At 35.1% G+C, this 26,339-nt stretch carries 25 protein-coding genes and 1 pseudogene; 9 read left to right on the forward strand and 17 right to left on the reverse strand.

The annotated features are described in order from the left end of the window. Positions 1-36: 36 nt before the first annotated feature. The 8 genes and pseudogenes from BUA89_RS04310 to BUA89_RS04345 form a co-directional block, all read right to left on the reverse strand. Positions 37-462, reverse strand: a complete 426-nt coding sequence (locus BUA89_RS04310) for an OsmC family protein (protein ID WP_072953464.1) — start codon at positions 460-462, stop codon at positions 37-39. A 28-nt stretch (positions 463-490) separates the two neighbouring features. After that, entirely contained in the window at positions 491-1,813 is a 1,323-nt protein-coding gene (locus tag BUA89_RS04315; RefSeq protein WP_072953466.1) for a DUF58 domain-containing protein, read from the reverse strand. 57 nt (positions 1,814-1,870) lie between these two features. After that, positions 1,871-2,227 (reverse strand): annotated as a pseudogene (locus tag BUA89_RS04320) (four helix bundle protein). Positions 2,228-2,285: 58 nt separating this feature from the next. Further along, positions 2,286-3,317: an AAA family ATPase gene (locus BUA89_RS04325; protein WP_072953468.1), complete on the reverse strand. Its 1,032-nt coding sequence runs from the start codon at positions 3,315-3,317 to the stop codon at positions 2,286-2,288. 33 nt (positions 3,318-3,350) lie between these two features. Further along, positions 3,351-4,505 (reverse strand): hypothetical protein, encoded by a 1,155-nt coding sequence (locus tag BUA89_RS04330; RefSeq protein WP_072953470.1) that lies wholly within the window; start codon positions 4,503-4,505, stop codon positions 3,351-3,353. Between the two features lie 19 nt (positions 4,506-4,524). Further along, positions 4,525-5,325 (reverse strand): DUF4129 domain-containing protein, encoded by an 801-nt coding sequence (locus tag BUA89_RS04335; protein ID WP_083531598.1) that lies wholly within the window; start codon positions 5,323-5,325, stop codon positions 4,525-4,527. Beyond that, entirely contained in the window at positions 5,318-6,277 is a 960-nt protein-coding gene (locus BUA89_RS04340; RefSeq protein ID WP_072953472.1) for a DUF4013 domain-containing protein, read from the reverse strand. Before BUA89_RS04340 ends, BUA89_RS04335 begins: the two co-directional genes overlap by 8 nt. After that, a complete protein-coding gene (locus tag BUA89_RS04345; RefSeq protein WP_072953474.1) occupies positions 6,264-7,247 on the reverse strand; it encodes a stage II sporulation protein M in 984 nt (327 codons plus the stop codon). Before BUA89_RS04345 ends, BUA89_RS04340 begins: the two co-directional genes overlap by 14 nt. Before the next feature lie 26 nt (positions 7,248-7,273). On the opposite strand from BUA89_RS04345, the gene BUA89_RS04350 reads away from it, so the two are divergent. Together BUA89_RS04350 and BUA89_RS04355 are read left to right on the forward strand one after the other, a co-directional pair. Further along, the gene (locus BUA89_RS04350; protein WP_072953476.1) at positions 7,274-8,023 is read left to right on the forward strand and encodes an RDD family protein; all 750 of its coding nucleotides are present in this window, start codon (positions 7,274-7,276) and stop codon (positions 8,021-8,023) included. 144 nt (positions 8,024-8,167) lie between these two features. After that, on the forward strand, positions 8,168-8,458 hold the full coding sequence (locus tag BUA89_RS04355; RefSeq protein WP_072953479.1) for a GNAT family N-acetyltransferase: 291 nt from the start codon (positions 8,168-8,170) through the stop codon (positions 8,456-8,458). Here the strand turns inward: BUA89_RS04355 and BUA89_RS04360 are convergent. The 5 genes from BUA89_RS04360 to smpB all read right to left on the reverse strand — a co-directional run bounded on the left by BUA89_RS04360 (position 8,447) and on the right by smpB (position 13,161). After that, positions 8,447-9,418 (reverse strand): glycosyltransferase family protein, encoded by a 972-nt coding sequence (locus BUA89_RS04360; RefSeq protein ID WP_072953481.1) that lies wholly within the window; start codon positions 9,416-9,418, stop codon positions 8,447-8,449. The two genes, BUA89_RS04355 and BUA89_RS04360, sit on opposite strands and share 12 nt — an antisense overlap. Further along, entirely contained in the window at positions 9,415-10,242 is an 828-nt protein-coding gene (locus BUA89_RS04365; RefSeq protein ID WP_072953483.1) for a UDP-2,3-diacylglucosamine diphosphatase, read from the reverse strand. The genes BUA89_RS04360 and BUA89_RS04365 overlap by 4 nt, the downstream gene beginning before the upstream one ends. A gap of 57 nt (positions 10,243-10,299) precedes the next feature. Next, the gene (locus BUA89_RS04370) at positions 10,300-11,040 is read right to left on the reverse strand and encodes a YebC/PmpR family DNA-binding transcriptional regulator (RefSeq protein WP_072953485.1); all 741 of its coding nucleotides are present in this window, start codon (positions 11,038-11,040) and stop codon (positions 10,300-10,302) included. Between the two features lie 94 nt (positions 11,041-11,134). Continuing rightward, the gene (locus BUA89_RS04375; RefSeq protein WP_072953487.1) at positions 11,135-12,625 is read right to left on the reverse strand and encodes an OmpA family protein; all 1,491 of its coding nucleotides are present in this window, start codon (positions 12,623-12,625) and stop codon (positions 11,135-11,137) included. Between the two features lie 77 nt (positions 12,626-12,702). Further along, on the reverse strand, positions 12,703-13,161 hold the full coding sequence (gene smpB, locus BUA89_RS04380; protein WP_072953489.1) for an SsrA-binding protein SmpB: 459 nt from the start codon (positions 13,159-13,161) through the stop codon (positions 12,703-12,705). Between the two features lie 191 nt (positions 13,162-13,352). On the opposite strand from smpB, the gene BUA89_RS04385 reads away from it, so the two are divergent. After that, positions 13,353-14,975, forward strand: coding sequence for an ABC-F family ATP-binding cassette domain-containing protein (locus tag BUA89_RS04385; RefSeq protein WP_072953491.1), 1,623 nt, complete (start codon positions 13,353-13,355; stop codon positions 14,973-14,975). Between the two features lie 78 nt (positions 14,976-15,053). Here the strand turns inward: BUA89_RS04385 and BUA89_RS04390 are convergent, their stop codons facing one another. The 3 genes from BUA89_RS04390 to BUA89_RS04400 form a co-directional block, all read right to left on the reverse strand. Beyond that, on the reverse strand, positions 15,054-15,851 hold the full coding sequence (locus BUA89_RS04390) for an SDR family NAD(P)-dependent oxidoreductase (protein WP_072953493.1): 798 nt from the start codon (positions 15,849-15,851) through the stop codon (positions 15,054-15,056). A gap of 26 nt (positions 15,852-15,877) precedes the next feature. Beyond that, complete coding sequence (locus tag BUA89_RS04395; RefSeq protein WP_072953495.1) at positions 15,878-16,684, reverse strand: helix-turn-helix domain-containing protein; 807 nt, start codon at positions 16,682-16,684, stop codon at positions 15,878-15,880. Between the two features lie 308 nt (positions 16,685-16,992). Further along, positions 16,993-17,808 carry a M48 family metalloprotease gene (locus BUA89_RS04400; RefSeq protein ID WP_072953497.1) on the reverse strand — a complete coding sequence of 272 codons (816 nt, stop codon included), beginning with the start codon at positions 17,806-17,808 and terminating at the stop codon, positions 16,993-16,995. 132 nt (positions 17,809-17,940) lie between these two features. On the opposite strand from BUA89_RS04400, the gene recJ reads away from it, so the two are divergent. The 6 genes from recJ (at position 17,941) to BUA89_RS04430 (ending at position 25,015) form a co-directional block, all read left to right on the forward strand. Beyond that, positions 17,941-19,653 carry a single-stranded-DNA-specific exonuclease RecJ gene (gene recJ, locus BUA89_RS04405; RefSeq protein WP_072953498.1) on the forward strand — a complete coding sequence of 571 codons (1,713 nt, stop codon included), beginning with the start codon at positions 17,941-17,943 and terminating at the stop codon, positions 19,651-19,653. 22 nt (positions 19,654-19,675) lie between these two features. Further along, entirely contained in the window at positions 19,676-20,260 is a 585-nt protein-coding gene (nadD, locus tag BUA89_RS04410) for a nicotinate (nicotinamide) nucleotide adenylyltransferase (RefSeq protein WP_072953500.1), read from the forward strand. Positions 20,261-20,265: 5 nt separating this feature from the next. Continuing rightward, the gene (locus BUA89_RS04415) at positions 20,266-21,069 is read left to right on the forward strand and encodes a hypothetical protein (RefSeq protein ID WP_072953502.1); all 804 of its coding nucleotides are present in this window, start codon (positions 20,266-20,268) and stop codon (positions 21,067-21,069) included. Positions 21,070-21,075: 6 nt separating this feature from the next. After that, positions 21,076-21,414 (forward strand): DUF3817 domain-containing protein, encoded by a 339-nt coding sequence (locus BUA89_RS04420; protein ID WP_072953504.1) that lies wholly within the window; start codon positions 21,076-21,078, stop codon positions 21,412-21,414. Between the two features lie 404 nt (positions 21,415-21,818). Continuing rightward, positions 21,819-24,071: a TonB-dependent receptor domain-containing protein gene (locus tag BUA89_RS04425; RefSeq protein ID WP_072953506.1), complete on the forward strand. Its 2,253-nt coding sequence runs from the start codon at positions 21,819-21,821 to the stop codon at positions 24,069-24,071. Positions 24,072-24,169: 98 nt separating this feature from the next. Continuing rightward, the gene (locus BUA89_RS04430; RefSeq protein WP_072953508.1) at positions 24,170-25,015 is read left to right on the forward strand and encodes an alpha/beta hydrolase; all 846 of its coding nucleotides are present in this window, start codon (positions 24,170-24,172) and stop codon (positions 25,013-25,015) included. A gap of 45 nt (positions 25,016-25,060) precedes the next feature. Here BUA89_RS04430 and BUA89_RS04435 read toward each other — a convergent pair whose 3' ends face one another. Then, positions 25,061-26,275 (reverse strand): serine hydrolase domain-containing protein, encoded by a 1,215-nt coding sequence (locus BUA89_RS04435; protein ID WP_072953510.1) that lies wholly within the window; start codon positions 26,273-26,275, stop codon positions 25,061-25,063. Positions 26,276-26,339 lie beyond the last annotated feature (64 nt).

Consider the following 26,339-nt stretch of genomic DNA (forward strand, 5'->3'; position numbering starts at 1 on the left):
TTTTCAGCCGGGTTTTGTTTTTTATTTATAGTGAATCTAAGCTGTAACGATCTCTCCGTTTACATAAACTTCATAACTGATCTCTACTTTTGGCTCCAGCGTTTTAGAAACAGAACAGTATTTTTCAAAAGAAAGCTGAGCTGCTTTATACGCTTTTTTAGGATCAATATTTCCCTCCAGAAGAAATCTAACTTTAATTGATTTAAAAGGTTTGGCATCTTCCACAGGAATTCTCTCTCCTTCCACTTCTGCCTTAAAATCCGTAATTTCCTGTCTCTGTTTTTTCAGGATAGAAACTACATCAATTCCGCTGCATCCCGCAACAGCCATTAAAACACTTTCCATAGGAGAAACTCCTTTCGCTCCGGGCTGCGTTGTATTATCCAAAAGAATTGAGTTACCCTGAGAATTGGTAGCTTCAAACAAAAAATCGTCGTTGATTCTATTAAGTGTTATTTTCATTTGCTTATTGCTTATTGCTTATACAAAATTATAAAATTCCCCTTGCTTTTATCTCTAAATATTTATTGATAACATCGATATTTAAATTCTCAGGCAATGTATATACCGTATAAATTCCGTATTTGCGGAGTTCCTGGATAATCAGCTTTTTTTCAAACTCAAATTTTTCTGCAATAATTTCATCATAAATTTCCTGCATGCTTTCCGGATTTTTATGAATCAAAGTCTGTAGCTCTGAATTTTTAAAGAATACCACGACTAATAAATGGTTTTTGGCAATTCCGCGGAGATATTTTAGCTGACGGTTTAATCCGTCCAGTGTTTCAAAATTGGTAAATAGTAAGATTAAACTTCTCTGATTCAGTGAATATTTTACATCCTGATACAGCCGGTTAAAATCACTTTCAAAAAAATCAGTCTTGATATTGTAAAGCGCTTCGGAAATTTTTCTTAGCTGTCCTGATTTATTTTCTGCAGCAATTTTATTTTCCGTTTTCTTGGAGAAGGTCATCATTCCTGCACGGTCGCCTTTTTTCAGAATGATATGGGATAAAGCCATTGTTGCATTAATCGAATAATCCAATAAACTCAATCCTTTGAAAGGCATTTTCATAGTTCTGCCTTTATCAATCAGCATAAAAATACGCTGTGATCTTTCATCCTGAAATTGGTTCACCATCAAACGATTGGCTTTTGAAGTTGCTTTCCAATTGATCGTTCTGATATCGTCTCCGGGAACATATTCTTTGATCTGTTCAAACTCCATCGTATGTCCCAGTTTTCTTATTTTCCTGATTCCACCCAGCAAAAATTCACTTTGTAAAGCCATCAGCTCATACTTTCTTAAATGAATAAATGACGGATAAGCCGGTAAATTAGCATCTTTCTGAAAACTAAAACGCTTTGAAACAAAACCCAAAGGCGAAGAAACGTAGATATTTAAACTTCCAAAATTATATTCTCCTCTTTCTTTCGGTTCTAAAATATATTGGAAAAAGCTGTTTTTTCCGGATTCGATCTGTTTCTCAATCATGAAATCCCTCTTCTGAAACTGAAATGGGATTTCGTCGATTATTTTAGTATTAATTTTAAAACTGTAATTATTTTTAACATCAATTTTCACAGGATTTTCATCGCCATTTGACAGCTTTTCAGGTAAAATTCTTTGGGCTAAAATTCCATTTTTCTGATTAAAAATAAACAGATAATCCACCATCGCCGCCAAAAAACACAATAACAAAGCAATATGAGCCAACCACATCAAAAACGGAAAGAAAAATGCAAAAACATAAAGAATCCCCACTCCCATGAGTGCGAAGAAAAAACGTGTATTGATGTATAAGTTTTTCATTTCTTTAAAGGTGGCAGGTATTAGATTTTAGTAGCAGTTTATAATTGGTTAAAGATTTTAGTTTTCTTTCAAAGAGTTTATGAGTCCGTTTAACATTTTAGAAATTTCAATAATATCTTGATTAAATTTCAGGTAATTAGTTTCATCTAAATATTTGAGATTTTTTGAAATTATTATTTGCGTTTCAACCTCAGCACAACTTCCTCTCGCAATTTTTAAAAATTGTAAATAATCAGGCTTGCTTCTTCTTGAATTACCTTCTGCAATATTAGACGGAATAGAAACTGAGGCTCTTCTAATCTGAGATTATAAGCCAAAGGTTTCATCTTTTGGAAAGGATTCGGTTATCTTATAGATTTCAGTCACGAACTCAATAGATTTTTGCCAGACTAAAAGTTCTTTAAAATTTGCCATCTATAAAATTTTTAAACATCGAATTGCAACCTATTACCTATTACCTATTACCTATTACCTACCTAGGAATCTCTATTCCCTCTAAAATCTGTCTGATAATTTCGTCCGCCGTTAAGCCTTCCATTTCTCTTTCAGGCGATACAATGACTCTGTGTCTTAATACTGCATAACTTGCTTCTTTGATGTCCTCCGGTGTTACAAAATCTCTTCCTCTTAATGCAGCAAATGCCTTTGAAGCCGTTAATAATGCTAAACTTGCCCTTGGAGAAGCTCCCAGATATAAAAACTGATTTTCTCTTGTATTAACAATGATTTTTGCGATATATTCCATCAGCTGAGCCTCAACAATAATTTCCTTTACCAGATGCTGATAACTTTTTAATTGCTGGGCAGTAATCACTTTGTCTACAACCTCTGTTTTATCTTCTCTTTTGCTTTCGTGTTGGTTTTTGATAATTGCAATTTCCTGTTCTAGATTAGGATAGCCAACATTTATTTTGAATAAAAAACGGTCCAGCTGAGCTTCCGGAAGCCTGTAAGTTCCTTCATGCTCGATCGGGTTTTGGGTGGCAACCACAAGGAAAGGTTCTTCCATCGCGTAGCGTGTACCGTCCATTGTAATCTGCCTTTCCTCCATTACTTCGAATAATGCAGCCTGAGTTTTTGCCGGCGACCTGTTGATTTCATCAATTAAAACGAAATTCGAAAAAATAGGACCTTTTTTAAATTCAAATTCAGAATTTTTCACACTGAAAACTGAAGTCCCTAAAATATCGGAAGGCATCAGATCCGGTGTAAACTGAATTCTGCTGAAGCCAGTATCGATGGTCTTTGCCAACAATTTTGCCGTGATTGTTTTCGCTACCCCCGGCACACCTTCAATAAGGACATGGCCGTTGGATAACAATGCAGCCAGAAGGTGCTCTACCATATCTTCCTGGCCAACAATTACTTTTGCAATCTCCGATTTTACTTTATCTAAACTTGTACGCAGTTCAATCATATCAATTCTGGACTGAAACTGATTTTCTTTTTTATCAAGATTAATAGAATTCTGAGGTTCTATATTTTGGTTTTCAAGGTTTTCCATATACTATAATTTAATAATACAGATGGTTATCTTTTAAATAATTTCATCCAATAACTTATTCATTCTTGCCAGGTCTTCCTTCATCACATTGGCATAAGGATCCTGTGCTTTTTTTATAAAACCGATGGCTTCATGAATCATTTCCATAGGCTTTCCTGTTTTCAATTGCAGCTTTTTTGCAAATTCTTCATCCAGATTCTGGGTGTCAATTAATAAATCTACTCTTACTTTATTCAGGAAATACTGCGCTTTTTTTGCCATCATATCATGAAAATCGCCTTCCTGCAAGTATAAATTACCGATGCTTTTTACAAAATCTACCGACGTATTTTTTAGCGGCTCAATAATAGGGACGATGCGTTGCTTTCTTTTAACATTAAAGAAAATAAACAGAAGCAAGCCTCCTAAAAGCACCCACCACGCATATTTCAAGGCAGGATTCGAAAGAATAAATCTCAGGAAAAACTGAGACGACTTCGAGCTGCTTTCCACAAACCACAGTGTTTCTTTATTGTCAAGATATGAAAAAATATCCTGTGCATACTTGGTATTTCCTTTTTTTAAAAGATAATAATTGGTTATAAAAAGAGGTTCACAGTGAACATAAATAGTTCCTTCTCCGAATTTTGTCTTGATAAAATTGGCCTGATCTGTATTTCCTTTTTCAACGGTTTTCCCCAATACTTCAACCCCAGGTTTCACAAATGTAAAGCCTTTTCCCGAAGGAAATTTATCCAATACGATAAAATCGTTCTGATATTTTCTGTCCGTCAGCTTCAGCACATTCTGATCTTCAAATGAAATCTTAGAATCGTAATAGCCAATACTGTCTGAAATTTCTTTGGGGATTTCACCTGAAATAATCATGGCATCTGAACCTTTAGAAACCTGATCTAAAATCTTATTCCAGGACTGTTTATCAATTTTATGTTCAATGACTATAATATTATGGATTCCTTTTGAATTCTGATTATAATAATCGTAAGGACTCTGATTGATTTTTTTTATCTTATCTTTAAAAAGATCATTGATTTCATTATTAAAAACAAACAGCCCGAAAGGAGATTTCTGCGTGGTTTTGAAGTTCTTCCGCCAATCTGTACTTTCTGTTTTATTCACTTCAAACAATGCGAAAACAATCATCACAACGATGAAAATCACAGCATATATTTTGAAAGTTTTGTTCATGATAATTCCTGAAATTGCATTACGCTTTAAATGATTGGTACTGATTTTTAAACTTTATATAGCTTTCTTCATCTATCGTAAACTCTCCGTACCAAACATAGTCGAAGATGTAAGAAAGATCGTAAAATGCATTCTTCAAATGAGACGTCTGCAATTCTGCAACATAATCCTTATTCGTTTTTTCGGGATTCCAGGTGATTAATTTTTTATCACTGAGCTTTTTGAGGACAAATAAAAACTGATACCGAACCGCAGATCTGAAATCTCCGGATTTTTCAAATTTCAAAATACTTTCAGGGAAATTAATCTCATGAATATTTTCATGTAATTCTTCGTCTTTGATATCAAGTTTTCTATTTTTCTTCCCAAACAGGAAATTGCCATCTTTACCGAGTAAATATTTAATGATAAAATAAATCAGAAATCCAATTAGCAGAATCGCAAATAAACGGACTAAAATTCCGGCAAAATTCGCTGATTTTGTAAATGCCGTGTCTCCGAAAATGCTGTCTAATATTTTAATTATTTTCGCCATCAGCTTTTCCCAGAAAGACATTCTTGGTTTCACCGTGGTATAATCGAAATCTTTTCCTTGGTATCTTGATGGTATATTTTCTTTAAACTGTTTAGGGTATACAGCATTTTCGGTAATAGGATTTTTATATAATACAGAATCGGCACGGTACATATTTTTATAATGCCCCGTTTCCAGAGAATCGGTGTACACTGCTTCCACCGACGGTGGCGGATTGCTGTCTGTCTGTGCAAACGAAAATCCGGCAGCAAAAAATACTGTTGAAAGAAAAAGAACCTTACCCATTACTGCCAATCGTTTCTATTTCTTCAAGTTCGATTTTCTGATGAAAATCTGTTCTGCTGTCGTAATACATTAGGCTCGAACTGATGTATAAAACATTCATCAGCAAAGTAGAAATAAGCGATGAAATTCCATACAGGAAAAATATAAGAATCCCGAAACTTCCTGACATGGGATTTTGTTCAAAATCTGCATCCGGACTTGTGGTGGTAAGCTTCATGAAATAAAAAATCATAGGAATTGCAGAAAAAATCCCTGCGACAATATAAAAAAGGATTCCCATAATGGTAGTAGCTCCCCAATATTTCCAGTACGGAGAACTTTCTCTTCCGTTCGGGTAAGAAAACTGCGATCTTACCGCATAGCTTAAACTTTCAAAAAAATCCCTTTTGCCATTGAAATAATCGTAACACAGAAAAGTAACGACATTAAATAGCGTAGGTCCCACAAAAAGAACAAGAAAGATCCCTATAAAAATAAAAATCAGGAAGTAAGAGAATCCGAAAATTACTGAAGCAATAGGCAGTACGAGAAAAGTAAGCCCGAAATATGTGACAATAACTTTCTTTTTGTCTCTCTTAAAATCACTTAAAATATCATCCGTTTTAATGGAATTATTCCCTTCCGCAATTCTTTTCAGATAAAAAACAGGGAACAGCAAATTAATGGTTATTAAAGCCGTAGAAAGAATAAACAATAAAATCCCGGAAATAATAAATATTCCCAGATTATCATTAAAATATTGCTCCAAATAATACGATTCCCCACTGATATTGGATCCGAAAATCACTCCAAAGAATTCTCTGAAACCAAATATAATGACTGCCACCATAAGGATCAGCAATACACCGTTCAGCAGGATAAAATTCTTGAAATAGTTTTTACCATATACTTTAAAAAAAGTGAAAGCATCACTTATAAAAGCGCCAAAATCTCTCTTTTTATAAAACTGCATGCTGGATCTGGTTGTTAATTTTTTTATTCACCCAATAAGGATACACAATATAGTAAAATCCTATGATTATCAATGAACCGAAAATGATGATTAAATTAAAAAACAAAGGCATTTTCAGAGCATGTCTTGTAACATACCCCTCGATGATTCCTGCACAGATGGTAAATGGAACCGTGCTTAAAAATATCTTAAATGAATCTCTAAATCCGTTTTTAAAAGAATTAAATCTGGAAAGTGTTCTCGGAAATAAAATCGAGGCACCCAAAACCAATCCACACATCGCTTCTACAACCATAGAAAAAATCTCAAAGACACCATGCAACCATATTCCTCGTGCACTATCTTTCAAAGCCCCGTAATCATAGAAAAAGTATTGAAATGAGCCTAACATCACACTGTTTGTCAACAAAGCCCACAGTGTTCCGATTCCTCCTGTAATTCCATAAATATAAAGTCTTGCTCCTACCTTCAGGTTATTCAAGACTATGCCAATGCTACTTCCCCATGTAGAACCGCTCTGATAAACACCAACTGCATTTCCTGCTTTTATATTTTCGATAGTTTGGTTAACATAATCTTCTCCTAAAATAACTGTTGCAAAATCCTTATCGTAAATTCCGGAAAGCAACCCTATCAAAGTAAATAAAGTAAAAAACAGAAAAGCATAGCCTAAATATCTTCTGTACTGATACACCAACAAAGGAACTTCGGTTGTAAAGAAATACAGAAGCCTGTTTTGCTCTACTCTTTTGGTCTTATAAATTTTCTGGAAGATCTGGGAAGAAAGATGGTTCAGGTAAACCGTTGTATTACTTTTCGGATAATACGTCTGTGCAAAAGAAAGATCATTGATCAGGTTGATGTACAGCGAAGAAAGGTCATCAGGATTTTTTTTAATTTTCCCCTGTATAACCTGTTCGATTCCCAACCATTTTTCTTTATTTTGTTTAATGAAATAAACTTCTCTCATATTGTAAGGCTAAAATAATAAAAATTATGTCTCAAATTGCGATTAATACTTCACAAAATGTAAATATTAATTTCAACATTGCCGGTGTTGGAGAAAGGGTTTTGGCATTCGCTATTGATCTGCTGATAAAAGTGGCCTACATCATCTTTATATTTTATCTTTTTTTCAATATTTTAGATTTAGGGTATCTGCTAGACGGGCTTGATCAATGGTCGATCATTGCTGTTTACAGTATTCTGCTTTTTCCTACTGCTATTTATCCAGTAGTTTTAGAAAGCCTGATGGAGGGGCAAACTCCGGGTAAAAAAGCCATGAAAATACGGGTAGTAAAAATTGACGGTTACCAGGCGGGGTTCGGAGATTATATGATCCGTTGGATTTTCAGAATTATCGACACTTCCTTTTTAGGAGTGGTTGGATTAATTTCTATGGTCGTATCTAAAAACAATCAACGTTTGGGAGATATAGCTTCAGGAACCGCAGTTATCTCTCTGAAAAACAACATTAATATTTCCCACACGATTTTAGAACATATTAAAGAAGATTATATCCCAACTTTTCCGCAAGTTATTGCATTGAGTGATAATGATATGAGAATCATCAAAGACAATTACACAAAGGCTTTAAGAGTGGACGACAGACAAATCATTAATAAACTTTCCGATAAAATTAAAAGCATCCTGAAGCTTGAAATTGACCCTACAAAAATGACAGAACGACAGTTTATCGGAGTGGTGATTAAAGATTATAATTATTATACGGGGAAAGAAATTTAGTCAATTCTGAATTTTGCTTTGCAAGTGAGTAGAGAATTTTTTATTTCAATTTTAAAAATTGACAAGTGAAACGAATTGACAATTCACCATTCACCTCATCTCGGTTCGGTTTTTGTATTTTTACTAACAATTAAAACTTGAATTATGAGATTTGAAAATAATAAATCGGGAAACGGCGGTGTGATTACTTTAAACAACGAAATCAAAGAAATCGGTAGGTTAACTTATACTATTTTTCCTGAAGACAATAAGTTTATCATTTCGTTCGTATTGGTTCATCCTGAATTTGAAGGTCGAGGAATGGGAAAATACCTAGTGGAAGAAGCCATTAAATTTGCCCGTGAAAACAACTGGAAAGTTTATCCACACTGTTCTTACGCCAGAGCCGTTATGACAAGAATGAATGATGTAAGCGATATTTTTTTACAGAATTAAAACTTCGTTCACCAAGATTTCTTCAATATCATCAGGATAATCGACTCTCAGATGTTGGTCAGAACCCACCCAATTCTGAATTTCTTCCAGTTTTAAAACTTTAGAATTCGGAATTCCCATCTTGTCTAAAGCACAGGCATTGCATTCCTGTTCATATTGATTATGGATAGGGATGACGAATAATTTTTTATCCATAAACAAAGCTTCTGCCGGACTTTCAAAACCGGCGTTGCAAAGAATTCCGTCGCAGTTTTCGAAGGCTTTTAAGTATTGAGTTTCATCAATCGGAAAAACTTCAACATTGCTTTCTTTAAACTGAAGTTTGGAATATTTAGAAAAAATTTTCCATTCAACCGGAATTTGCTTTAAAACTTTAATGATATTTTCATCCGAAAAGCTTGGAAGATAAACCAAATAAAAACCTTTTTTGTCTGGATTAAGATTTCTTATTTTCCTTCTAATGACAGGCTTTTTGATCTGATGATGATAATTTTCAAAATGAAATCCAATTCTTCTTTCGCTTGGAACGTAATATTTAAGTACCATTTCACCAAGAAAATCTTTCTTTTCAGGTTTTGGTGTTTCTTTGAACAACATTGAAGCCTGATGGCTCAGTTCGATCATTGGAAGTTTTTTCAGCTTACAAGCCCATCCTGTCAAAGGTTCATAATCGTTGATGATTAAATCATATTTTGAAAGCTCTATTTCTCTTATGGTTTTAAATGCTTCAAGAAAACTATTGTCTGTAAACGTTTTTTTATAGGATAACCCGCCTGTTTTATCATAAAGTAAAGAAATTCCCTTATGTTGAAAATTAACGTCAAAATCAGCCTTTAATTGCGATTGATGTCCACTGATCAAAGTATCCACTAACGCATATTTTTTTAAAAGCGGAACAATTTCCTGTGCGCGTGCAACATGTCCGTTTCCGGTTCCCTGAAAGGCATATAAGATTTTCATTTTGTGAAATTGGTTACTATTTTTAAAAGTTCGGAATTATCGATATCCTGAATTTCGTCCGTTCCTTCATCATGCAAAAAATCTTTATGCTCATCATAATAAAAGATTTTCCATTCTTTATCATGGTATTCCAAGGCAGAAAGATTTTCGATCCAGTCTCCGGAATTCATATAAATGCAAGAACCTTTTTTGTTGACCACCTCGCGAATCTGTGGTTGGTGTATATGCCCACAAACTACGTAATCATAATGATTGTCGATAGCCAATTCGGAAGCCGTCAATTCAAAATCGCCGATGTACTTTACCGCTTTTTTTACATTGTTTTTAATCTTCTTCGAAAAAGAATATTTCTCCCTACCCATTTTCTCTAAGAACCAATTTACAACATTATTGATTACAATTAATAAATCGTACCCTTTTCCACCCAATTTCGCGATCCATTTTGAATGCTGAACAGACGCATCAAACACATCTCCGTGGAAGATCCATGTTTTTTTGTCGTTGATGTCTAAAAAGATTTTGTTGCAGACTTTCAGTTTACCCAATTCGAAATCGGTAAACTTTCGGAACATCTCGTCATGATTTCCTGTGATGTAGAACACATCGGTATTTTTTGTAGCGAATGAAAGGATCTTTTTGATCACCTTCAAATGAGGTTTAGGGAAGTAAGACTTTTTGAACTGCCAGATATCGATGATATCGCCGTTTAAAACTAAAGTTTTCGGCTGAATAGAATTAAGATATCTCAGTAATTCTTTAGCCTTACATCCATAAGTTCCCAAATGAACATCCGATATGACAACTAATTCAACGTTTCTTTTCATAGTTTTATGCAAAGAAACTACTTGAAAGTTAACTGTATATGAATGTTATATTATTTTTTATAGAGCTTCCATCAACTCTTCTGTAATTTCCATGTTGTGATACACGTTTTGTACATCATCATCGTCTTCAAAACGCTCCAGCATTTTCATATTTGCTTTGAATTGTTCTGCGTTTACTTCTTTTGTATTGTTTGGAATTCTCTGAAGTTCTGCACTTTTAGCTTCAATTTTAAGTTCATCCAATTTATGAGATAAAGAACCGAAATCTTCGAAAGCTGTTGTGATCATTACTTCTTCTTCGTCTTTTTCTACGTCTTCTGCTCCACCATCGATCATTTCCATTTCGAAATCATCCCAATCCATTTTAATTTGAGCTAAATCGATCGTAAAAATTCCTTTTCTGTCGAAAATAAAAGCTAATTCACCATTCTTACCAAGATTTCCGTCAAATTTATTGAAGATCGCTCTTACGTTGGCAACCGTTCTGGTAGGGTTGTTTGTTGTACATTCTACGAAAAATGCAACACCTCCTTGTCCGTATCCTTCATAAGTAATTTCTTCATACTGTTCTGCATCTGCACCACTTGCCTTTTTGATCGCTCTTTCCACATTATCTTTAGGCATGTTTGCTCCTTTTGCATTTTGGATACATCTTCTCAATGCCGGATTAGATTCAGGATCACTTCCACCTGCTTTTACAGCTAGTGCAATATCTTTACCTATTTTAGAGAAAGTTTTGGCCATTTTATCCCATCTGGCCATTTTAGAAGCTTTTCTATATTCAAACGCTCTTCCCATTTTTAATTTTTAATTTTCAACAAAATTAATTAAAAGTCAACGAAAAAAAAATACCCCCAGAAAACTGGAGGTATTTATATTTAGAAAAATTTAATTATTTTTTCTTTTTAGCTGGAGCTTTTTTCTTAGCTGGAGCTTTTTTCTTAACTTTTACCGGAGTCGGATCTTCGTAATCTCTTTTCTTAAGAGCTTCCCATTGAGCCGCATCTTCGATAGCAGTTACAACTACTTTTCTGTCAACTTGTCTTTCAGCATCAGTTGCTGTAGCAGGTACAGTAGCTTTAGCTTTACCTACACCAATTGACTTAAGAGCGTTAGCATCTACACCTCTTGCATCTAAAGCAGCAACTACCGCAGCAGCTCTTTCTCTAGATAACTTTAAGTTGTAGGCTTCAGATCCTTTAGCATCTGTTCTACCTTCTAATAGATAGTTACCACCATCTTTCTTAATTAGATCAGCAGCAGCATCTAAAGCACCTTTAGATTCAGCCTTAATTGTAGCTTTGTTGAAATCAAAGAATACACTTCCGAATTTTTGTTCTAATTCAATAGCAGTTTGTTTTTTAGGCTTAGGACATCCGTTGTATTCTGGAAGACCTGGAACAGTAGGACAAGCATCATCTTTATCTAAGATACCGTCGTTATCTGTATCTGGCCAAGGACAACCATTGTTTTCAGCAGGACCTGCAACAGTAGGACAAGCATCATCTTTGTCGATAATACCGTCACCGTCTGTATCTGGCCAAGGGCAACCGTTGTTTTCAACCGGACCAGCTACATCTGGACACTGATCGTCTTTATCTGGAACTCCATCACCGTCAGTATCAGGACATCCTTGGAATTCTGGTAAACCTGGTGTATCTGGACACAAATCGTCTTTATCTAAGATACCATCTTTATCTCTATCTCTGTTACCGAATCTGAAGTTCAATGAAGCAGACGCCTGCCAGAAGTTAGCAACAGTAGACTTATCACCCGGAGTTGATACGTAGTCTCCCTGCACACCTAAACCGAAGTTTTTAGTCACCCATAAGTTTAAACCAGCACCAGTAGCCACTGTAAAGAAGTTTGCTTTTCCGTTTTCGTTACCATTTTCTCCATTTCCAATAACTGCACCGTTAGCATCAGTTCTTGGGAAAGAAAGAGATGTGTAATCATGTCTTAGGTAGTTTGCACCAACTCTTAAGTATGGGTCAAACCAAGAATCTTCATTCTTCCACAAAAGACCTGCAGCGTGAGCCTGGAAACCAAGACCTGTTTGTAACATGAATTCTTTACCCATGTTAAATCTCTTGTTTTCAACGTTACCTACAGTAGTCTGCCAGTCGATTACTAAACCTTTACCAATGTTCCTAGCAACAGTAAGTTTAGACAATGGAGGAGTAATAGAGAAGTTGTTCAAATTGAACATTGTCTTCGTCAAATTATTAGCAGAGAACGTATTACTGAAGTTATTTCTCTGTGCCATGTGGTTCTCAGCGTGAGCACCAACTCCGATCAACCAAGGATTGTTGGTCGTCTGAGCGAACACAGTAGAAGCAACAGTAAGTGCCAATGCTGAAATTCCTAATTTTAGATTTTTCATAGAATTAAATGATTAAATAATTGATAATGCAAAATAAATATAATTTTTCTTTATATACAAAGTTTTTCAGATGATTTTTAACTTTTCTTTAATATTCTGTCGAGGTTTCGTTTATTTTCTCTATCTTTTATGCTCTCTCTTTTATCGAAGAGTTTTTTCCCTCTACCAAGGGCAATCAGCACTTTTGCTTTTCCCCTGTCGTTGATATATAGCTTTAAAGGAATTACAGTATTTCCAGCATCTTTTAACTTTTTTTCAAGTTTCTGTAATTCTTTTTTGTGCAAGAGCAATTTCCGTTCCCTTTTTGTTTTGTGATTATAAAATGTTCCCAATTTATACTCATCAATCATCATATTAATAATATATAATTCCCCATCAATAAACTGACAGAACGATTCTGTGATGGAAGCTTTAGAAGAACGTAAAGATTTTATTTCTGTACCCGTTAAAACCATGCCAGCTTCATATTCTTCAAGAATTTCGTACTCGAATCTGGCTCTTTTATTAAATATATTGACTGTTTTTTCAATCTTCATTTTTAAGTTTTTTGTATATATGATGTAATAATTTAATAAATCTGCACTCTCAAAACTTGTCGAATATGCATTTTATCAAATTTAATTAATGAAATATATAAAAAATACCCCACATTTAAAAACCTGACTATTACATTATTGCGAAATACCCAAATTCTTTTCGTATTTTTGCGCCAAATTTACAAAACTATATGTTAACAGTATCTAACTTATCTTTACAATTCGGGAAAAGAGTTCTTTTTGACGAGGTAAACATTATGTTTACGAAAGGAAACTGCTACGGGATTATCGGAGCAAATGGTGCAGGAAAGTCTACATTCCTTAAAATATTGACTGGAAAACAAGACCCAACAACAGGACACGTATCTTTGGAACCTGGAAAAAGAATGTCAGTTCTTGAGCAGGATCACTTTGCTTACGATCAATTTACGGTACTTGAAGCAGTTTTGAGAGGTAACAAGAAATTATTCGAGATAAAAGAAGAGATGGACGCGCTTTATGCGAAAGAAGACTTCTCTGATGAAGACGGAATTAAAGCAGGAGAATTAGGTGTAATCTATGATGAAATGGGTGGCTGGACTGCAGAATCTGATGCACAGACCATGCTTTCAAACGTTGGAATTAAAGATGATATGCACTGGCAAATGATGAGCGAGCTTGAAAACAAGGACAAAGTAAAGGTTCTATTGGCTCAGGCGCTTTTCGGAAATCCGGACGTATTGATTTTGGACGAACCTACGAATGATCTTGATATCGATACAATTTCTTGGTTGGAAGATTTCTTAGCTGATTATGAAAATACAGTAATCGTTGTATCTCACGACCGTCACTTCTTAGATACGGTTTGTACGCACATCGGTGACTTGGATTATACTAAATTAAACCTTTACACAGGTAACTACTCTTTCTGGTACCAAGCTTCTCAATTGGCAACAAGGCAAAGAGCTCAGGCTAACAAAAAAGCAGAAGAAAAGAAGAAAGAACTTCAGGACTTCATCGCGAGATTTAGTTCAAACGTTGCTAAAGCTAAACAGGCTACTGCAAGAAAGAAAATGATCGATAAATTAAACATCGACGATATTAAGCCATCTTCAAGAAGATATCCGGCAATTATTTTCGAAATGGAAAGAGAAGCTGGAGATCAGATCTTGGATGTTAAAGGTTTAGAAAAAACGAAAGACGGAGAATTGTTGTTCTCAAACATCGATTTAAATCTTAAAAAAGGAGATAAAGTTGCTGTTTTGTCTAAAAATTCATTGGCAATTACAGAGTTTTTCGAAATCTTAGCTGGAAATGTAGAAGCAGATAAAGGAACTGTTGCTTGGGGAGTTACGACAAACCAATCTCACATGCCTTTAGACAACACCAACTTCTTCCAGGAAGATTTAAGCTTGGTTGATTGGTTGAGACAATTCACTAAAAATGATGAAGAGCGTCACGAAGAATTTGTAAGAGGATTCTTAGGAAGAATGCTTTTCTCAGGTGATGAAGCCTTGAAATCTTGTAAAGTACTTTCAGGAGGTGAAAAAATGAGATGTATGTTCAGTAGAATGATGCTTCAGAAAGCAAACATCCTTTTATTAGACGAGCCTACTAACCACTTAGACTTGGAAAGTATTACAACTTTGAACAACTCATTGTCTAACTTCAAAGGAAATATTCTATTGGCTTCTCATGACCACGAAATGCTTTCAACAGTCTGTAACAGAATCATCGAATTGACTCCAAACGGAATCATAGACAGAGAAATGTCTTACGATGAATATCTTGCTGATAAAAAAGTAAAAGAATTGAGAGAGAAAATGTATTCTTAATCTCTGAGAACTTCAGATAAAAATTAAAGAGGCTGTCTCAAAAGACAGCCTCTTTTTTTTATTAAAATTTTTGAAATATTATAGACAACGAATGGTACCACCGTCAACCCTAAGCACAGAACCACTGATATAATCCGCAAAACGGCTGCAAAGGTATGCCACAGCTCCGGCAATTTCTTCAGGTTCACCGAATCTGCCTGTATCATTAGGAATAAGTTCCTGCACTGCTTTATATTTAATTTCCTCCGGATCGGTTCCCCAATTAAATTTTGGTGCAGCATTTTTAAGCCACTCTTCAACCATCGGATTGATAATTGCTCCCGGTGAAACAACATTTGAGGTAATTCCCGTATCCTTAAGAGATCTCGCCAATGAAACCGACATATTGTGACGAGCCGCCAATGTTGCATTATAATGAGGCTGTTCTTTTATGGGCTGTATTCCAAGACCTCCGCCAATATGTATCACTCTTCCCCAACCTAATGTTTTCATCTGAGGAACGATACGCTGTATCATACGGACATAAGAGACTACATTGGTGTTATAAATATCCAGCCAATCGTTGGCACTCGCTTCTCCCCATGATTTGTGAGAAGTTGCGCCTGCATTATTCACAAGAATATCGATCTGCCCGGATTTCAAAGCCATTGCTGCAACCTGGTCTGCACCTTCATCCGTTGAAAGATCGCCAATAGCAATTGCTGCAAAGCCTCCTTTCTCCAATATAGATTGCGCCACCTTTTCAGCACGCTCCTTATCTCTTCCGTGAATAATTACAGAAGCTCCTTCTTCTGCCAGCATTTTTCCAATCGCTTCGCCCAAACCTGAGCTGGAACCTGTAACAAGAGCTCTTTTACCTTTTAATTGTATATCCATTTTTAATTAATTTTAAATTATTTTAATTATCTGTTTTTGAATTTATGATTAGGAGCATAGCCAAAAGCTTTTTTATACGCATAAGAAAAATGTGAAAGATCTTCAAATCCCAGATCCAGATAGATATCGGACGATTTTTCTTTTTTATCCTCAATTCTGAATTTTGCATCTTCTAATCTTTTATGCACAAGCCATTTGCCAGGACTTATGTTAAAAAGTTTTTCAAAATCTCGTTTAAATCCCGAAAGGCTGCGTCCGGTAAGAAAAGCAAAACGATCGATGCTGATATTGTATCTGTAATGGTTGTTCATGAAGGCTTCAAGATCAATTTTTCCCGGTTCGCTAAAGTCGAAAAGAATATTTTTAATCTTAGGATTATTTTGCAACAACAGTAAAATAAGTTCCTGAGTTTTCAGCAATACAATTCTCTCATCCGGCTCTTGCTCCTGAAGATAAGGCATGAGCGACTCTACAAACCCCTGCAGCTTATGATCAGATTTTATCAACAAAGGTTCGGAGCTGATATCGTTTTTGTCTGATATAAATCTGTAATGGTGGCTCATCTCCTTTAATGTAGATTGATCAATATGAACAGCAACAGATTTGAAACCTCCATCCTTTGTTTTTTTCACATATTTTGCGAGCTGATTCCGTTGGAAGAATCTGAAATCACCTTCTGTAAAAGAATATTTTTCATTTCCAATCCATACTTCATGTTTTCCATGAATGATATAACTGAAAATATGATCCATTATAAATGCCTCTCCTTCCACATTTTTATCGGTGTAGGAATTTAAAATTAGCTTTGGATGTGAAGCAGACGACTTTTTCATGTTGAGATTGATTTTACTTTATTCAGCATTTTTAATAAAGCAAAATTACACAGTACATCATGATTTGATTTTGTTGAAAAGCTCAAATCACTTTGTTGAAAAGCCCATTTATTAATAGAAATTTATTGAAAAGAAATCGTGAAGTTGGGTAAGGATCCAAAGTCCGATATTATTAAAGTTGACTGAAACAACGATAAAAAACTGCCTTAAAAGTCTACATTATCCGAGATGATTGACTCCATTGTCAGCCCCCGAAAAAAATGACTTTTAAGACAGTTTTATTTATTTGAAAAAAATAGCTAATTAAACTATTTCGTTAATTTGGTTGTAGGCAGAGAAACTGTTCCCGGATCTTTCCAAAGACCGTCTTTTTCAGCTCTTTTCTTAATTGCTTCCGCCCTTTTATTGCTGTCCGGGTGAGAATTGAACATTTTCTGGAATCCTGTCTGAGCCGTTCCTCCTTCAGAAAGCAAAGCCAATTTTTTAAATGCCGTATAAGCTCCAACAACATTGTATTTATTAGCCTTCATAAAATCATATGAATAGATATCTGCTTCAGATTCCTGCTTTTTACTGTGTGACGCATCTAAAAATGCGTTTGCCATTTTACCAACCTGGCTTTCACTAAGGTTTGCCACAGCAGATGAAGCAGAAGAAGCCGCCTCCAAAGCAGCCGTTTTAAGGTAAGCTGTTTTCATCGCGTCTTTGGTATCCTGATTTTTAACGTGACCGATTTCATGGCCGATAACCGCCAATAGTTCATCGTCCGTCATAATATCCATCAACGAAGAAAAAACCCGTACACTTCCGTCTGCACAGGCAAATGCGTTGATATCTTTTACTTTATAGACCTTGTAATTAAGGTTTAAGCCGTCCTGTGATTTGTGTTTTGAAAAAAGCTTATTCAATCGGATTGTGTATGGATCTTTCGGACCTGCTACAGGATTATTTTTATCCATATAATCCACAGATTCTTTAGACAGCTTTACAGCGTCTTCATTTGAGAATGTAAGTCCTTTTGCCCCATTGGCAACAACGTTTGCTGCTTTTCCTAGATTGATTTTTTGTGCATTCATAGAATGCATTGCCCCGATGAATATCAGGCAGAATGTAATTTTTTTCATAATCGTTATTTTAATTTGGAGGGCGAAGATACTTCTTTTTAAAATAATTTAAAAGTTAAACTTCCGAAACAATGGCCTGAAAGTATTTTTTTTACCTTGGGCATTTAAAACTTTTTTCCCTATTTTTGTGAAATGAGTCAAAAATGGATTTACAAGCCCGAACCCGATGAGGAAGTTGTGGACGGATTAAGTTCGTCTCTTGGTTTTGGAACTTTTGAATCTAAACTCCTCGTTCTCAGAGGAATTGACAATTATCAAAAGGCAAGAGAATTTTTCAAACCCAACCTTACCGATATCCACAATCCTTTTTTAATGGCTGATATGCAAAAAGCCGTAGAGCGTATTGCCACTGCCATTGAAAACGGAGAAAAAATACTGGTATACGGAGATTACGACGTAGACGGAACTACCGCCGTTGCTCTAATGTACCTATACCTTAGCAAAATTGTTCAGAAAAAATATCTGGATTATTATATCCCCGACAGAAATTCTGAAGGCTATGGAATTTCAACGGAAGGGATAGATTTTGCCAAAGAAAATGGTTTCTCTTTAATCATTGCATTAGACTGCGGAATCAAATCTCTGGATATGATCAATTATGCTAAAAATCTGAATATTGATTTTATTATTTGTGATCATCACTTGCCAGGCGAAGAAATTCCTGATGCCGTGGCTGTTTTAGATCCCAAAAGAAGCGACTGCCGATATCCTTTCAAGGAACTTTCGGGTTGCGGAGTTGGTTTTAAGCTTTGCCAGGGATTAAATACCATCTATAAACTTCCTGAAGCTGAACTGTTTGAACTCACAGACCTTTTAGCTATTTCCATCGCTGCCGATATTGTTTCGATGACCGGCGAAAACCGTGTGCTGGCTAAAATGGGTTTAAAAATATTGAGAAAAACAAGAAATTTAGGTTTAAGATTATTAATTCCTGAAGATAAACTTTCTCACTTCGAAATTTCAAATATTGTTTTTGAAATCGCTCCGAAAATCAATGCTGCCGGCAGAATTTCCCACGGAAAAGCCGCTGTAGAACTAATGGTTTCCGATAATCTGAAACACGCCCACCAGATTGTAAGCGATATCATGAACCTCAACGACGAAAGACGTGAACTCGATATGAATTCTACACTTTCTGCTTTAAACCAGATTATAGAATCTCAGCAGGAAACAAAATATTCTACTATTGTTTACCACCCGGAATGGAACAAAGGTGTGATCGGAATTGTAGCTTCAAGACTTATTGAAACCTATTACAAGCCGACCTTAGTTTTCACAGATGGGAATAACGGGGAAATGGTAGCCTCAGCAAGATCTGTTTCAGATTTTGATGTTCATGAGGCATTGGACATGTGCTCGGAATATTTCTTAAAATTCGGAGGACACCACGCCGCTGCAGGATTATCAATGGAAAAAGATAAATTCGATGCCTTCAAAGAAAAATTTGAGAGGATTGTTTCCGAAAAAATTAAAGAACATCAGAAAGAACCTTCCATAACGATAGATTCTGAAATTGGAATTGATGATATCAACAGAGAATTTATCAATTTCCACAGAAAATTAGCTCCTTTCGGGCCACAGAATATGAAACCTATTTTTACATTGAGCAACCAGAAACTTTCGGGGTACGTAAAAACGATGGGTAAGGATAACAATCACCTTAAATTCTACATCAGACAGGAATCTACCGGAAGAAATATTGAGTGTGTAGGTTTTAAACTTGGGCAGTTTGTAGAAGATTTTAAAACAAAGAATTTTGACCTGGCTTTCACTTTAGAAGAAAACCACTGGAAAGGAAATGTAACGCATTATCTGAATATTAAGGACGTTAAGTTCAGAGATTAATTATTATCCACTTTCAATATCAATGAAAAAGATCGGCTTATTTTTCGGGTCTTTCAATCCCATCCATATCGGGCATTTAATTTTAGCCAACTATATTCTGGAGAATTCTGATATGGACGAACTTTGGTTTGTGGTAAGCCCGCAAAACCCTTTCAAAGAAAAAAAATCTTTACTGAAAGACCATAACAGGCTGGATATGGTGCAGCTTGCTGTGAAGAATTATCCTAAAATGCGTGCTTCCAACGTAGAGTTTTCGTTGCCTCAACCGAGTTATACGATTGATACGCTGACTTACCTTCATGAAAAGTATCCCGACTATTCTTTTAGTTTAATCATGGGAGAAGATAATCTGAACGGGCTGCACAAATGGAAAAATTCTGATATTTTGATTAAAAACCATCACATTATTGTGTATCCAAGAGTTTTTGATGAAGAGAAAAAAGATTCTGAATATCTTCAGCATGAAAATATTTCTTTGATAAAAGCCCCAATTATTGAATTGTCTGCCACAGAGATCCGGAATATGATTAAAACAGGCAAAAACGTGAGACCTATGCTCCCGCCGGAGGTTTTTGAATATCTGGATGGAAGTAGTTTTTATAAATAGCTAAAATGAGATTCTATTTATTTTCACTCTTTTTACTTACTCAATCTTTTGTTTTTGGACAAAATATTTCTAAAGAAGATTCAGTTCAAATAAGAAAAGAAACTAAAATAAGTCAGTGGCTTGAGGAAAGACTAAGATATAATCGTGAACAGTGTCATAATGATTCATTAAGAGCAGTTACTGATTCTAAACTTGAAAATAAATATTATATGAATATTGCAGCTCCTCACGGTAGAAGTTTTATTCCTTCTGAAGAGCTGAAAATAATTCTGCAAAAACATAATATCACCTGGGGAGGTGAATGGATGGGAAGTGATCTCGGAGCTTATGCATCAAGCTCCTGCTATTACCAATTCATGACACAATTCACAGTAGAAAAATTTGGTAAAGAATTTATTGATAATCTTGTAAAACAATCTGTTTCAGATTACGTCAAAAAACATCCGGATAAAATTTTTAACAATGACGAGCATACGGATTGGAATTATAAAGAAACTTACGGGGATTCTCATGAAAAAGATCTCTTAAATAAAGATTTTTCCGAAAGTTTTGTTTACCCTAAAGATTATAATTACACAAAAAATGAGTATGATTCTCAAACTATTGTAACTTTAAATCTTGATAATAAAGGAAAGGTTTTAAGAATTGTAAGGTTTAATCATCATATTTCCAATGAAAATAATCTAAAATACATACCGTATTTTGAAGAGGAAATTAAAAAATTTATAAAAACCTGTAAATTTGAACCTCTAAAATATAAAGGTTATCCTGTAAGGTCTAAAATCGCATTAAGATTTTTTTATAAATAATTAAATATGAATTTCATCGATAAGTTTTTCTCAAAATATTCTCAGGAAAAAATCATTAAATGGTTTAAGCAGGTGTGTATTGCAGAAGCTATTTCCTGCGTGCTGCTGTATGGAGTTGCCATGATATGGATCCGGTATGCTGAAAATGTATATTCCATTGTATTCATCAGTGTGATCGGAAGTCTGCACGGCCTTTTCTTTACACTTTATCTTTTGCTTTGCCTTCCGGCTAGAAAAATCTATCAATGGGATGATGAGGATTTTGTTTTTGCCTTGCTCTCGGCATTTTTTCCTTTTGCCACCATTTGGGTGGACAAAAAACTCGCCCGTTTCGACAGAGAATAATTACAATATGTAAAAGGCCATTTTTGGTTTTTTTTATTTATTACCTTTTCCGTTTACATTCTTTTTCACTCAATTTTAATACAAGAAATTCAAACCTTGTATTATCATTTCCTATATAAAATCATTCAAATATTCCTTGAAATTTCGATCGAAGGTAGATCATTCTCTAAAGGATTTTCTGATGAAAATGTAACAGATCGGAGTTTTCAATTGTCTAATTAGAGTATAAAGTTAATTATAGCAAAAATTTATTCTAAAATTTAACAACTGTAAATCAGTAAGTTAAATTTATTTTAAAAACATTTTAAGTACTTTGTATTGCATAATACTTAATTTATTATATATCTTTGCAATGTAAAATAATTATAAATACAAGCTATTAAACTCTCTAAAATATAAAAAACATGAAAACGCCAATTCTCATCGCAGCCATATTCTTCAGCGGATTAACCTTCGCACAGGAAAAAAAACAAGACACCGTAAAAACAAAAAGCATAGAAGCCGTTACTTTAACAAAGCAGGTTTTCAAAAAACAGAGCGACCGTTTTGTATATGATGTTGCCGCTTCACCAGTTTCCAAGGGAAATACAACTTTTGATCTTTTGAAGCAGACACCTCTTTTATCCACCACCGATGACAAAACCCTGAAAATTGTAGGAAAAAACAATGCACTGATCTATATCAACGGTAGAAAAACCAACATGGATGCGGAATCTCTGACACAATTCCTAAAAAATACCCCTGCAGAAAATATCCAGAAAATCGAGGTGATTACTGTTCCGGGAAGTGAATATCAGGTAGAATCTTCAGACGGGATCATCAATATCATTTTAAAGAAAAAAATGAGTGACGGTACAAGCGGAAACATGAGAATGTCTAACACTCAGAATAAATACAATGCAAGCAGTGCGAGCTTCTCTGTAAATTACAGAAAAGACAAACTGGGAATCAATGCCAATTTAAGCGGTGGTGAAAATATTAATCCACAATCTTATATTCTAAGAAACGGAATTGGAAATGTTACCAACGAATCGGTAGGAAATATCGACGATCCCAATAAAAACATCGGTGGTTATTTAAATATTGATTATCAACTAACTGAAAAAAGCAACTTGGCACTTTCATGGAATTCCTGGGCTAATAAAAGTTACAATTCTACGATTGATTTATACAATACTTTGACTCAGCCGAAAGATGGTAACCTAGTAACAAGCCATACCTGGACAAAAAATAAAGAAGATGCGAGAAATTATAACAATTCCGTTAATTTAAATTATGAAATAAAATTGGATTCATTAGGCAGTAAATTCAATGCGAATGCGGCTTATCTTAATTATAAAAGGTTCCAGTTTTCAAATAATAATACATTAAATGAAGGCTTAACTCCAATAAAAACAATTACTCAGGATATTCCTCAGATTATCAATAATTTTTCAGGAACGGTTGATTACATTCAAAAATTTAAAAATGATTTTACCGTTTCCGTAGGTGGAAATTTCAACACTACTAAAACGGATAACGATACTAAAAACTTTACATATTTATTTGATGACAATGGTGATTTACAAGATTTAAGTCCGCTTCCAAATCCAAAAACAGATTTCAATCATTTTATTTATAATGAAAAAATTTATGGAGCTTATATCACTTTTGAAAAAAAATTCTCCGATAAATTTTCCGGAAAAGTAGGAGCAAGGTATGAAATCACCAATAGTTTGGGAACAGCAGACAGTTTTAAAGATGGTGTAGAATCTAATCAAAAAATTGAAAGAAATTACAACAACTTGTTGCCTTATATAAGCTTTAATTATGCCATCAATGATAAGAACAACCTTTCTTATTCATTTTCAAGCAGAATGAGAAGACCAAGTTTCTGGGAGCTGAATCCTGTGAAAAATATTATTACAGAAGACAATTACACCCAAAATAATCCTTTTGTAAAAGCTTCTTCAACCTATAATCAGGAACTTACGTATATGTATAAAAACTCATATTTCCTGATTCTGAATCACTCTTATCAGAAAGATCAGATCACACAAGTTCCATTACAAAAGAGATATACTAAGGACGGTATGGAAAGAGTGAGATTAGCATATATCAGAACTAATTTCGGCGACAGACAGGAAATGTCTGCGATGCTGGGAGTTCAAAAGTCTCTTTTCAAGCAATATTTAACCTTGAATTTCAATGCCGGAGTTCAGTATAATATCAACAATGGAACACTGGATACAGATCCTACAACGGGTGAAGTTTTTGATACTTATATTAACAACAGAAAATCGGCGAGTTTTATCGTTACAAGTAACAACACCATCCGTTTAGACAAAAAGAAAACGTGGTTCTTAGGTGTCAATTATTTCTACGTTGACAAACAACAAATCGAACTGGGAATGCTGAAAAACTTAATGAGTTTAGACTTGAGCATCAAGAAAAACTGGAACGACTGGACGTTTGCCGTAAACGTAAACGATGTATTAAGAACAAATGTTGTAGAAATTGAAGATTACCAGGACAACGGAAACTATAATTACATCAAAAACGATATGTACAGAAGAAGCGTGAGCGTGAGCATTACTTACTCTTTCGGAAACCAGAAAGTGAAAAAAGTAAGAGATATTGAGGCAGCTTCTGATGCCATTAAAAACAGAACAAGATAAAAACAATCATTTTCTTCATATAATTATTTTGTGGTAAACCTGTCGGGAAATCGGCAGGTTTCTTTATTTTTAGAACTCAGAAAATACATCCACCCATCATGAAAAAACAGATATTGATATTCGGAATTGTGCTGCTTATTTTTACAGCCTGTCAACAGAAAACCATTGAATTTGGAAAAAATTCTTTCACCATCGAGAAAAATATTTCCTATGGAAGCGACCCAAACCAAAAGATGAATGTATATATCCCTGAGAATACGGCTCATAAAAAAGATGTTTTCATCATTATTCATGGAGGCGGATGGCGTGCCGGAGAGAAATCTCAACTAACGGGTTTTACCCATCAGCTGATGAAAAAATTCCCTCAGTATATTTTTGTTAATATGGATTACCGATTGGCTTCCACTACACAGTATGCCCTTCCCCATCAGACGGATGATATAAAAAATGTCATGATGTATCTAGAAAAAACATTAAAGATCAAGCCTAATTATATTCTACTCGGAAACAGTGCAGGGGGGCATTTATCTATGTTCTATGCTTATCAGTTTAATCAGAATAAAAAGATAAAAGCTGTGGTAAATATCGTCGGCCCGGCAGATCTGAATGATCCCGGATTTAAAAATTATGATGAATATTCTTTTGTTGAAAAACATCTTATTGATCCCAACATCGTTAAAAACAAGACATCATTAATGGATTTCGGCAGCCCGACTCATTGGGTTACCAAAACCTCAACACCTACTCTCTCATTTTACGGGACTCAGGATACCGTTGTCCCTTTATCACAAAAGGAAATCTTAGATTCAGTCTTAGATAAAAATAAGGTTTACCACCAATCTTATGAATTTAACGGAACTCATCTTTCATGGGAAAATGAGATTAATTCTGCCTTCCTCATTGAAAAAATTGATCTGTTTCTTAAAAATATCGACAAAAAATAAACGCTCCGATTTCTCAAAGCGTTTACTAAAATTATTTAAATATAATTAATATCCCAATGTTCTTTTAGCTTCAATAGCTGTGGAATTTAATGTAGCGATACATTTGTTAAGATTATTTCCTCTCAAATCCCAGAACGGAAGCAGCACTACCACGGACACATCAGATGCCGGATCATAAGCCATTAATGAAAGATATCCTTCCGTTGCTCCGTTGTGTCCATACCCGATTCCCTGAAAATTAGAACATCCCAGGCCATAGCCGTTTGTTGTGGCAGGGCCTTTGTTCGTTCTCATCAGTTCTGCGCTTGATGCATACAGCACATTTTCCCCCTTCATCAAAGTCCTGATGTATTGTGAAAGCATTGCCATTGTTCCTACCCCATTTCCTTCTCCGATATGGGCGCTGGCATTTTTCAGATCTGTAATCTCATCGTGAGTATCATATTTAATGAAACCTTTGATATAAGGCGATGGCAGCTGTTTGTCTGAAGCAAGCTCAGGAAATGTTATTGCCAAAGGTTTTACCGAAGAAGGGCCAACAATTTTATCATACATAAAATCGCCGTAAGTTTTGTTCGAATTCACTTTTTGAGAATATACCCTCGCAATAATTTCGCTTAAAATGGTATATCCCGTGTTTGAATAATGATACACTGTATTGGGTGTACCATAGGTAAGATTATGATCTTTCAAAAGCTTTACATAGTCAGAAGCAGAAAACTGAAAATCCGGATTGGTTGTCAGCATATAATCTGCATAGGTTTCGCCACCGATGTTATATTGAGAGGCATCATTCGTTAAATCATAGATTCCTGCATTATGCTGTAAAATCTGGCGGATGGTGATTTCATTTTTATGCGGAAAATTCCAGTCTGCAACATCCGGCGTGTAAGGAACCGTTGTCCCCGGGATGTTATCTGTAATTTTATCATCAAGCTTCAGCCACCCGTCCTGCATCATTTTCAAAATTGCCGTAGAAGTGAAATTCTTGGTATTGCTTGCAAAACGGAAATAACTGTACGGAGTTACAGCTGCCCCGTTAGCTCCTTTTGCCGTACTGAAATAAGTACCTCTCGGAGAAACAATATACACGCTCAGTGAAGGCACATCCGTCCCAAGGCTTGTCTGAAGATTGGTATGAACGTTTTTCACGACAGCATCCAACTCTACCTGATATTCTTTCTCATTCTCATCGTCACTGCATCCCGCAAAAGCGAAAGGCAAAAACAACGAAAGAGCAAAAAGTCTGAATTTTTTCATAGTTTACTGATTAGATTTTTTAACAGCCGCTAATTTCGTCAATTTTTACAAATATTTCAATGGA

Origin of the sequence: Chryseobacterium arachidis (assembly GCF_900129245.1) — a bacterium.
Taxonomy (GTDB): Bacteria; Bacteroidota; Bacteroidia; order Flavobacteriales; family Weeksellaceae; genus Chryseobacterium; species Chryseobacterium arachidis.

What these genes read in the sequence shown, in the direction of transcription:
- BUA89_RS04415 (WP_072953502.1), top strand. Translation starts at nt 20,266, where the DNA reads ATGAGATTCTATTTATTTTCACTCTTTTTACTTACTCAATCTTTTGTT.
- BUA89_RS04335 (WP_083531598.1), bottom strand. Translation starts at nt 5,325, where the DNA reads ATGGGTAAGGTTCTTTTTCTTTCAACAGTATTTTTTGCTGCCGGATTT.
- recJ (WP_072953498.1), top strand. Translation starts at nt 17,941, where the DNA reads ATGAGTCAAAAATGGATTTACAAGCCCGAACCCGATGAGGAAGTTGTG.
- BUA89_RS04435 (WP_072953510.1), bottom strand. Translation starts at nt 26,275, where the DNA reads ATGAAAAAATTCAGACTTTTTGCTCTTTCGTTGTTTTTGCCTTTCGCT.
- BUA89_RS04420 (WP_072953504.1), top strand. Translation starts at nt 21,076, where the DNA reads ATGAATTTCATCGATAAGTTTTTCTCAAAATATTCTCAGGAAAAAATC.
- BUA89_RS04340 (WP_072953472.1), bottom strand. Translation starts at nt 6,277, where the DNA reads ATGCAGTTTTATAAAAAGAGAGATTTTGGCGCTTTTATAAGTGATGCT.
- BUA89_RS04310 (WP_072953464.1), bottom strand. Translation starts at nt 462, where the DNA reads ATGAAAATAACACTTAATAGAATCAACGACGATTTTTTGTTTGAAGCT.
- BUA89_RS04345 (WP_072953474.1), bottom strand. Translation starts at nt 7,247, where the DNA reads ATGAGAGAAGTTTATTTCATTAAACAAAATAAAGAAAAATGGTTGGGA.
- nadD (WP_072953500.1), top strand. Translation starts at nt 19,676, where the DNA reads ATGAAAAAGATCGGCTTATTTTTCGGGTCTTTCAATCCCATCCATATC.
- BUA89_RS04355 (WP_072953479.1), top strand. Translation starts at nt 8,168, where the DNA reads ATGAGATTTGAAAATAATAAATCGGGAAACGGCGGTGTGATTACTTTA.
- BUA89_RS04375 (WP_072953487.1), bottom strand. Translation starts at nt 12,625, where the DNA reads ATGAAAAATCTAAAATTAGGAATTTCAGCATTGGCACTTACTGTTGCT.
- BUA89_RS04430 (WP_072953508.1), top strand. Translation starts at nt 24,170, where the DNA reads ATGAAAAAACAGATATTGATATTCGGAATTGTGCTGCTTATTTTTACA.
- BUA89_RS04400 (WP_072953497.1), bottom strand. Translation starts at nt 17,808, where the DNA reads ATGAAAAAAATTACATTCTGCCTGATATTCATCGGGGCAATGCATTCT.
- BUA89_RS04395 (WP_072953495.1), bottom strand. Translation starts at nt 16,684, where the DNA reads ATGAAAAAGTCGTCTGCTTCACATCCAAAGCTAATTTTAAATTCCTAC.
- smpB (WP_072953489.1), bottom strand. Translation starts at nt 13,161, where the DNA reads ATGAAGATTGAAAAAACAGTCAATATATTTAATAAAAGAGCCAGATTC.
- BUA89_RS04315 (WP_072953466.1), bottom strand. Translation starts at nt 1,813, where the DNA reads ATGAAAAACTTATACATCAATACACGTTTTTTCTTCGCACTCATGGGA.
- BUA89_RS04325 (WP_072953468.1), bottom strand. Translation starts at nt 3,317, where the DNA reads ATGGAAAACCTTGAAAACCAAAATATAGAACCTCAGAATTCTATTAAT.
- BUA89_RS04370 (WP_072953485.1), bottom strand. Translation starts at nt 11,040, where the DNA reads ATGGGAAGAGCGTTTGAATATAGAAAAGCTTCTAAAATGGCCAGATGG.
- BUA89_RS04425 (WP_072953506.1), top strand. Translation starts at nt 21,819, where the DNA reads ATGAAAACGCCAATTCTCATCGCAGCCATATTCTTCAGCGGATTAACC.
- BUA89_RS04390 (WP_072953493.1), bottom strand. Translation starts at nt 15,851, where the DNA reads ATGGATATACAATTAAAAGGTAAAAGAGCTCTTGTTACAGGTTCCAGC.
- BUA89_RS04365 (WP_072953483.1), bottom strand. Translation starts at nt 10,242, where the DNA reads ATGAAAAGAAACGTTGAATTAGTTGTCATATCGGATGTTCATTTGGGA.
- BUA89_RS04330 (WP_072953470.1), bottom strand. Translation starts at nt 4,505, where the DNA reads ATGAACAAAACTTTCAAAATATATGCTGTGATTTTCATCGTTGTGATG.
- BUA89_RS04350 (WP_072953476.1), top strand. Translation starts at nt 7,274, where the DNA reads ATGTCTCAAATTGCGATTAATACTTCACAAAATGTAAATATTAATTTC.
- BUA89_RS04360 (WP_072953481.1), bottom strand. Translation starts at nt 9,418, where the DNA reads ATGAAAATCTTATATGCCTTTCAGGGAACCGGAAACGGACATGTTGCA.
- BUA89_RS04385 (WP_072953491.1), top strand. Translation starts at nt 13,353, where the DNA reads ATGTTAACAGTATCTAACTTATCTTTACAATTCGGGAAAAGAGTTCTT.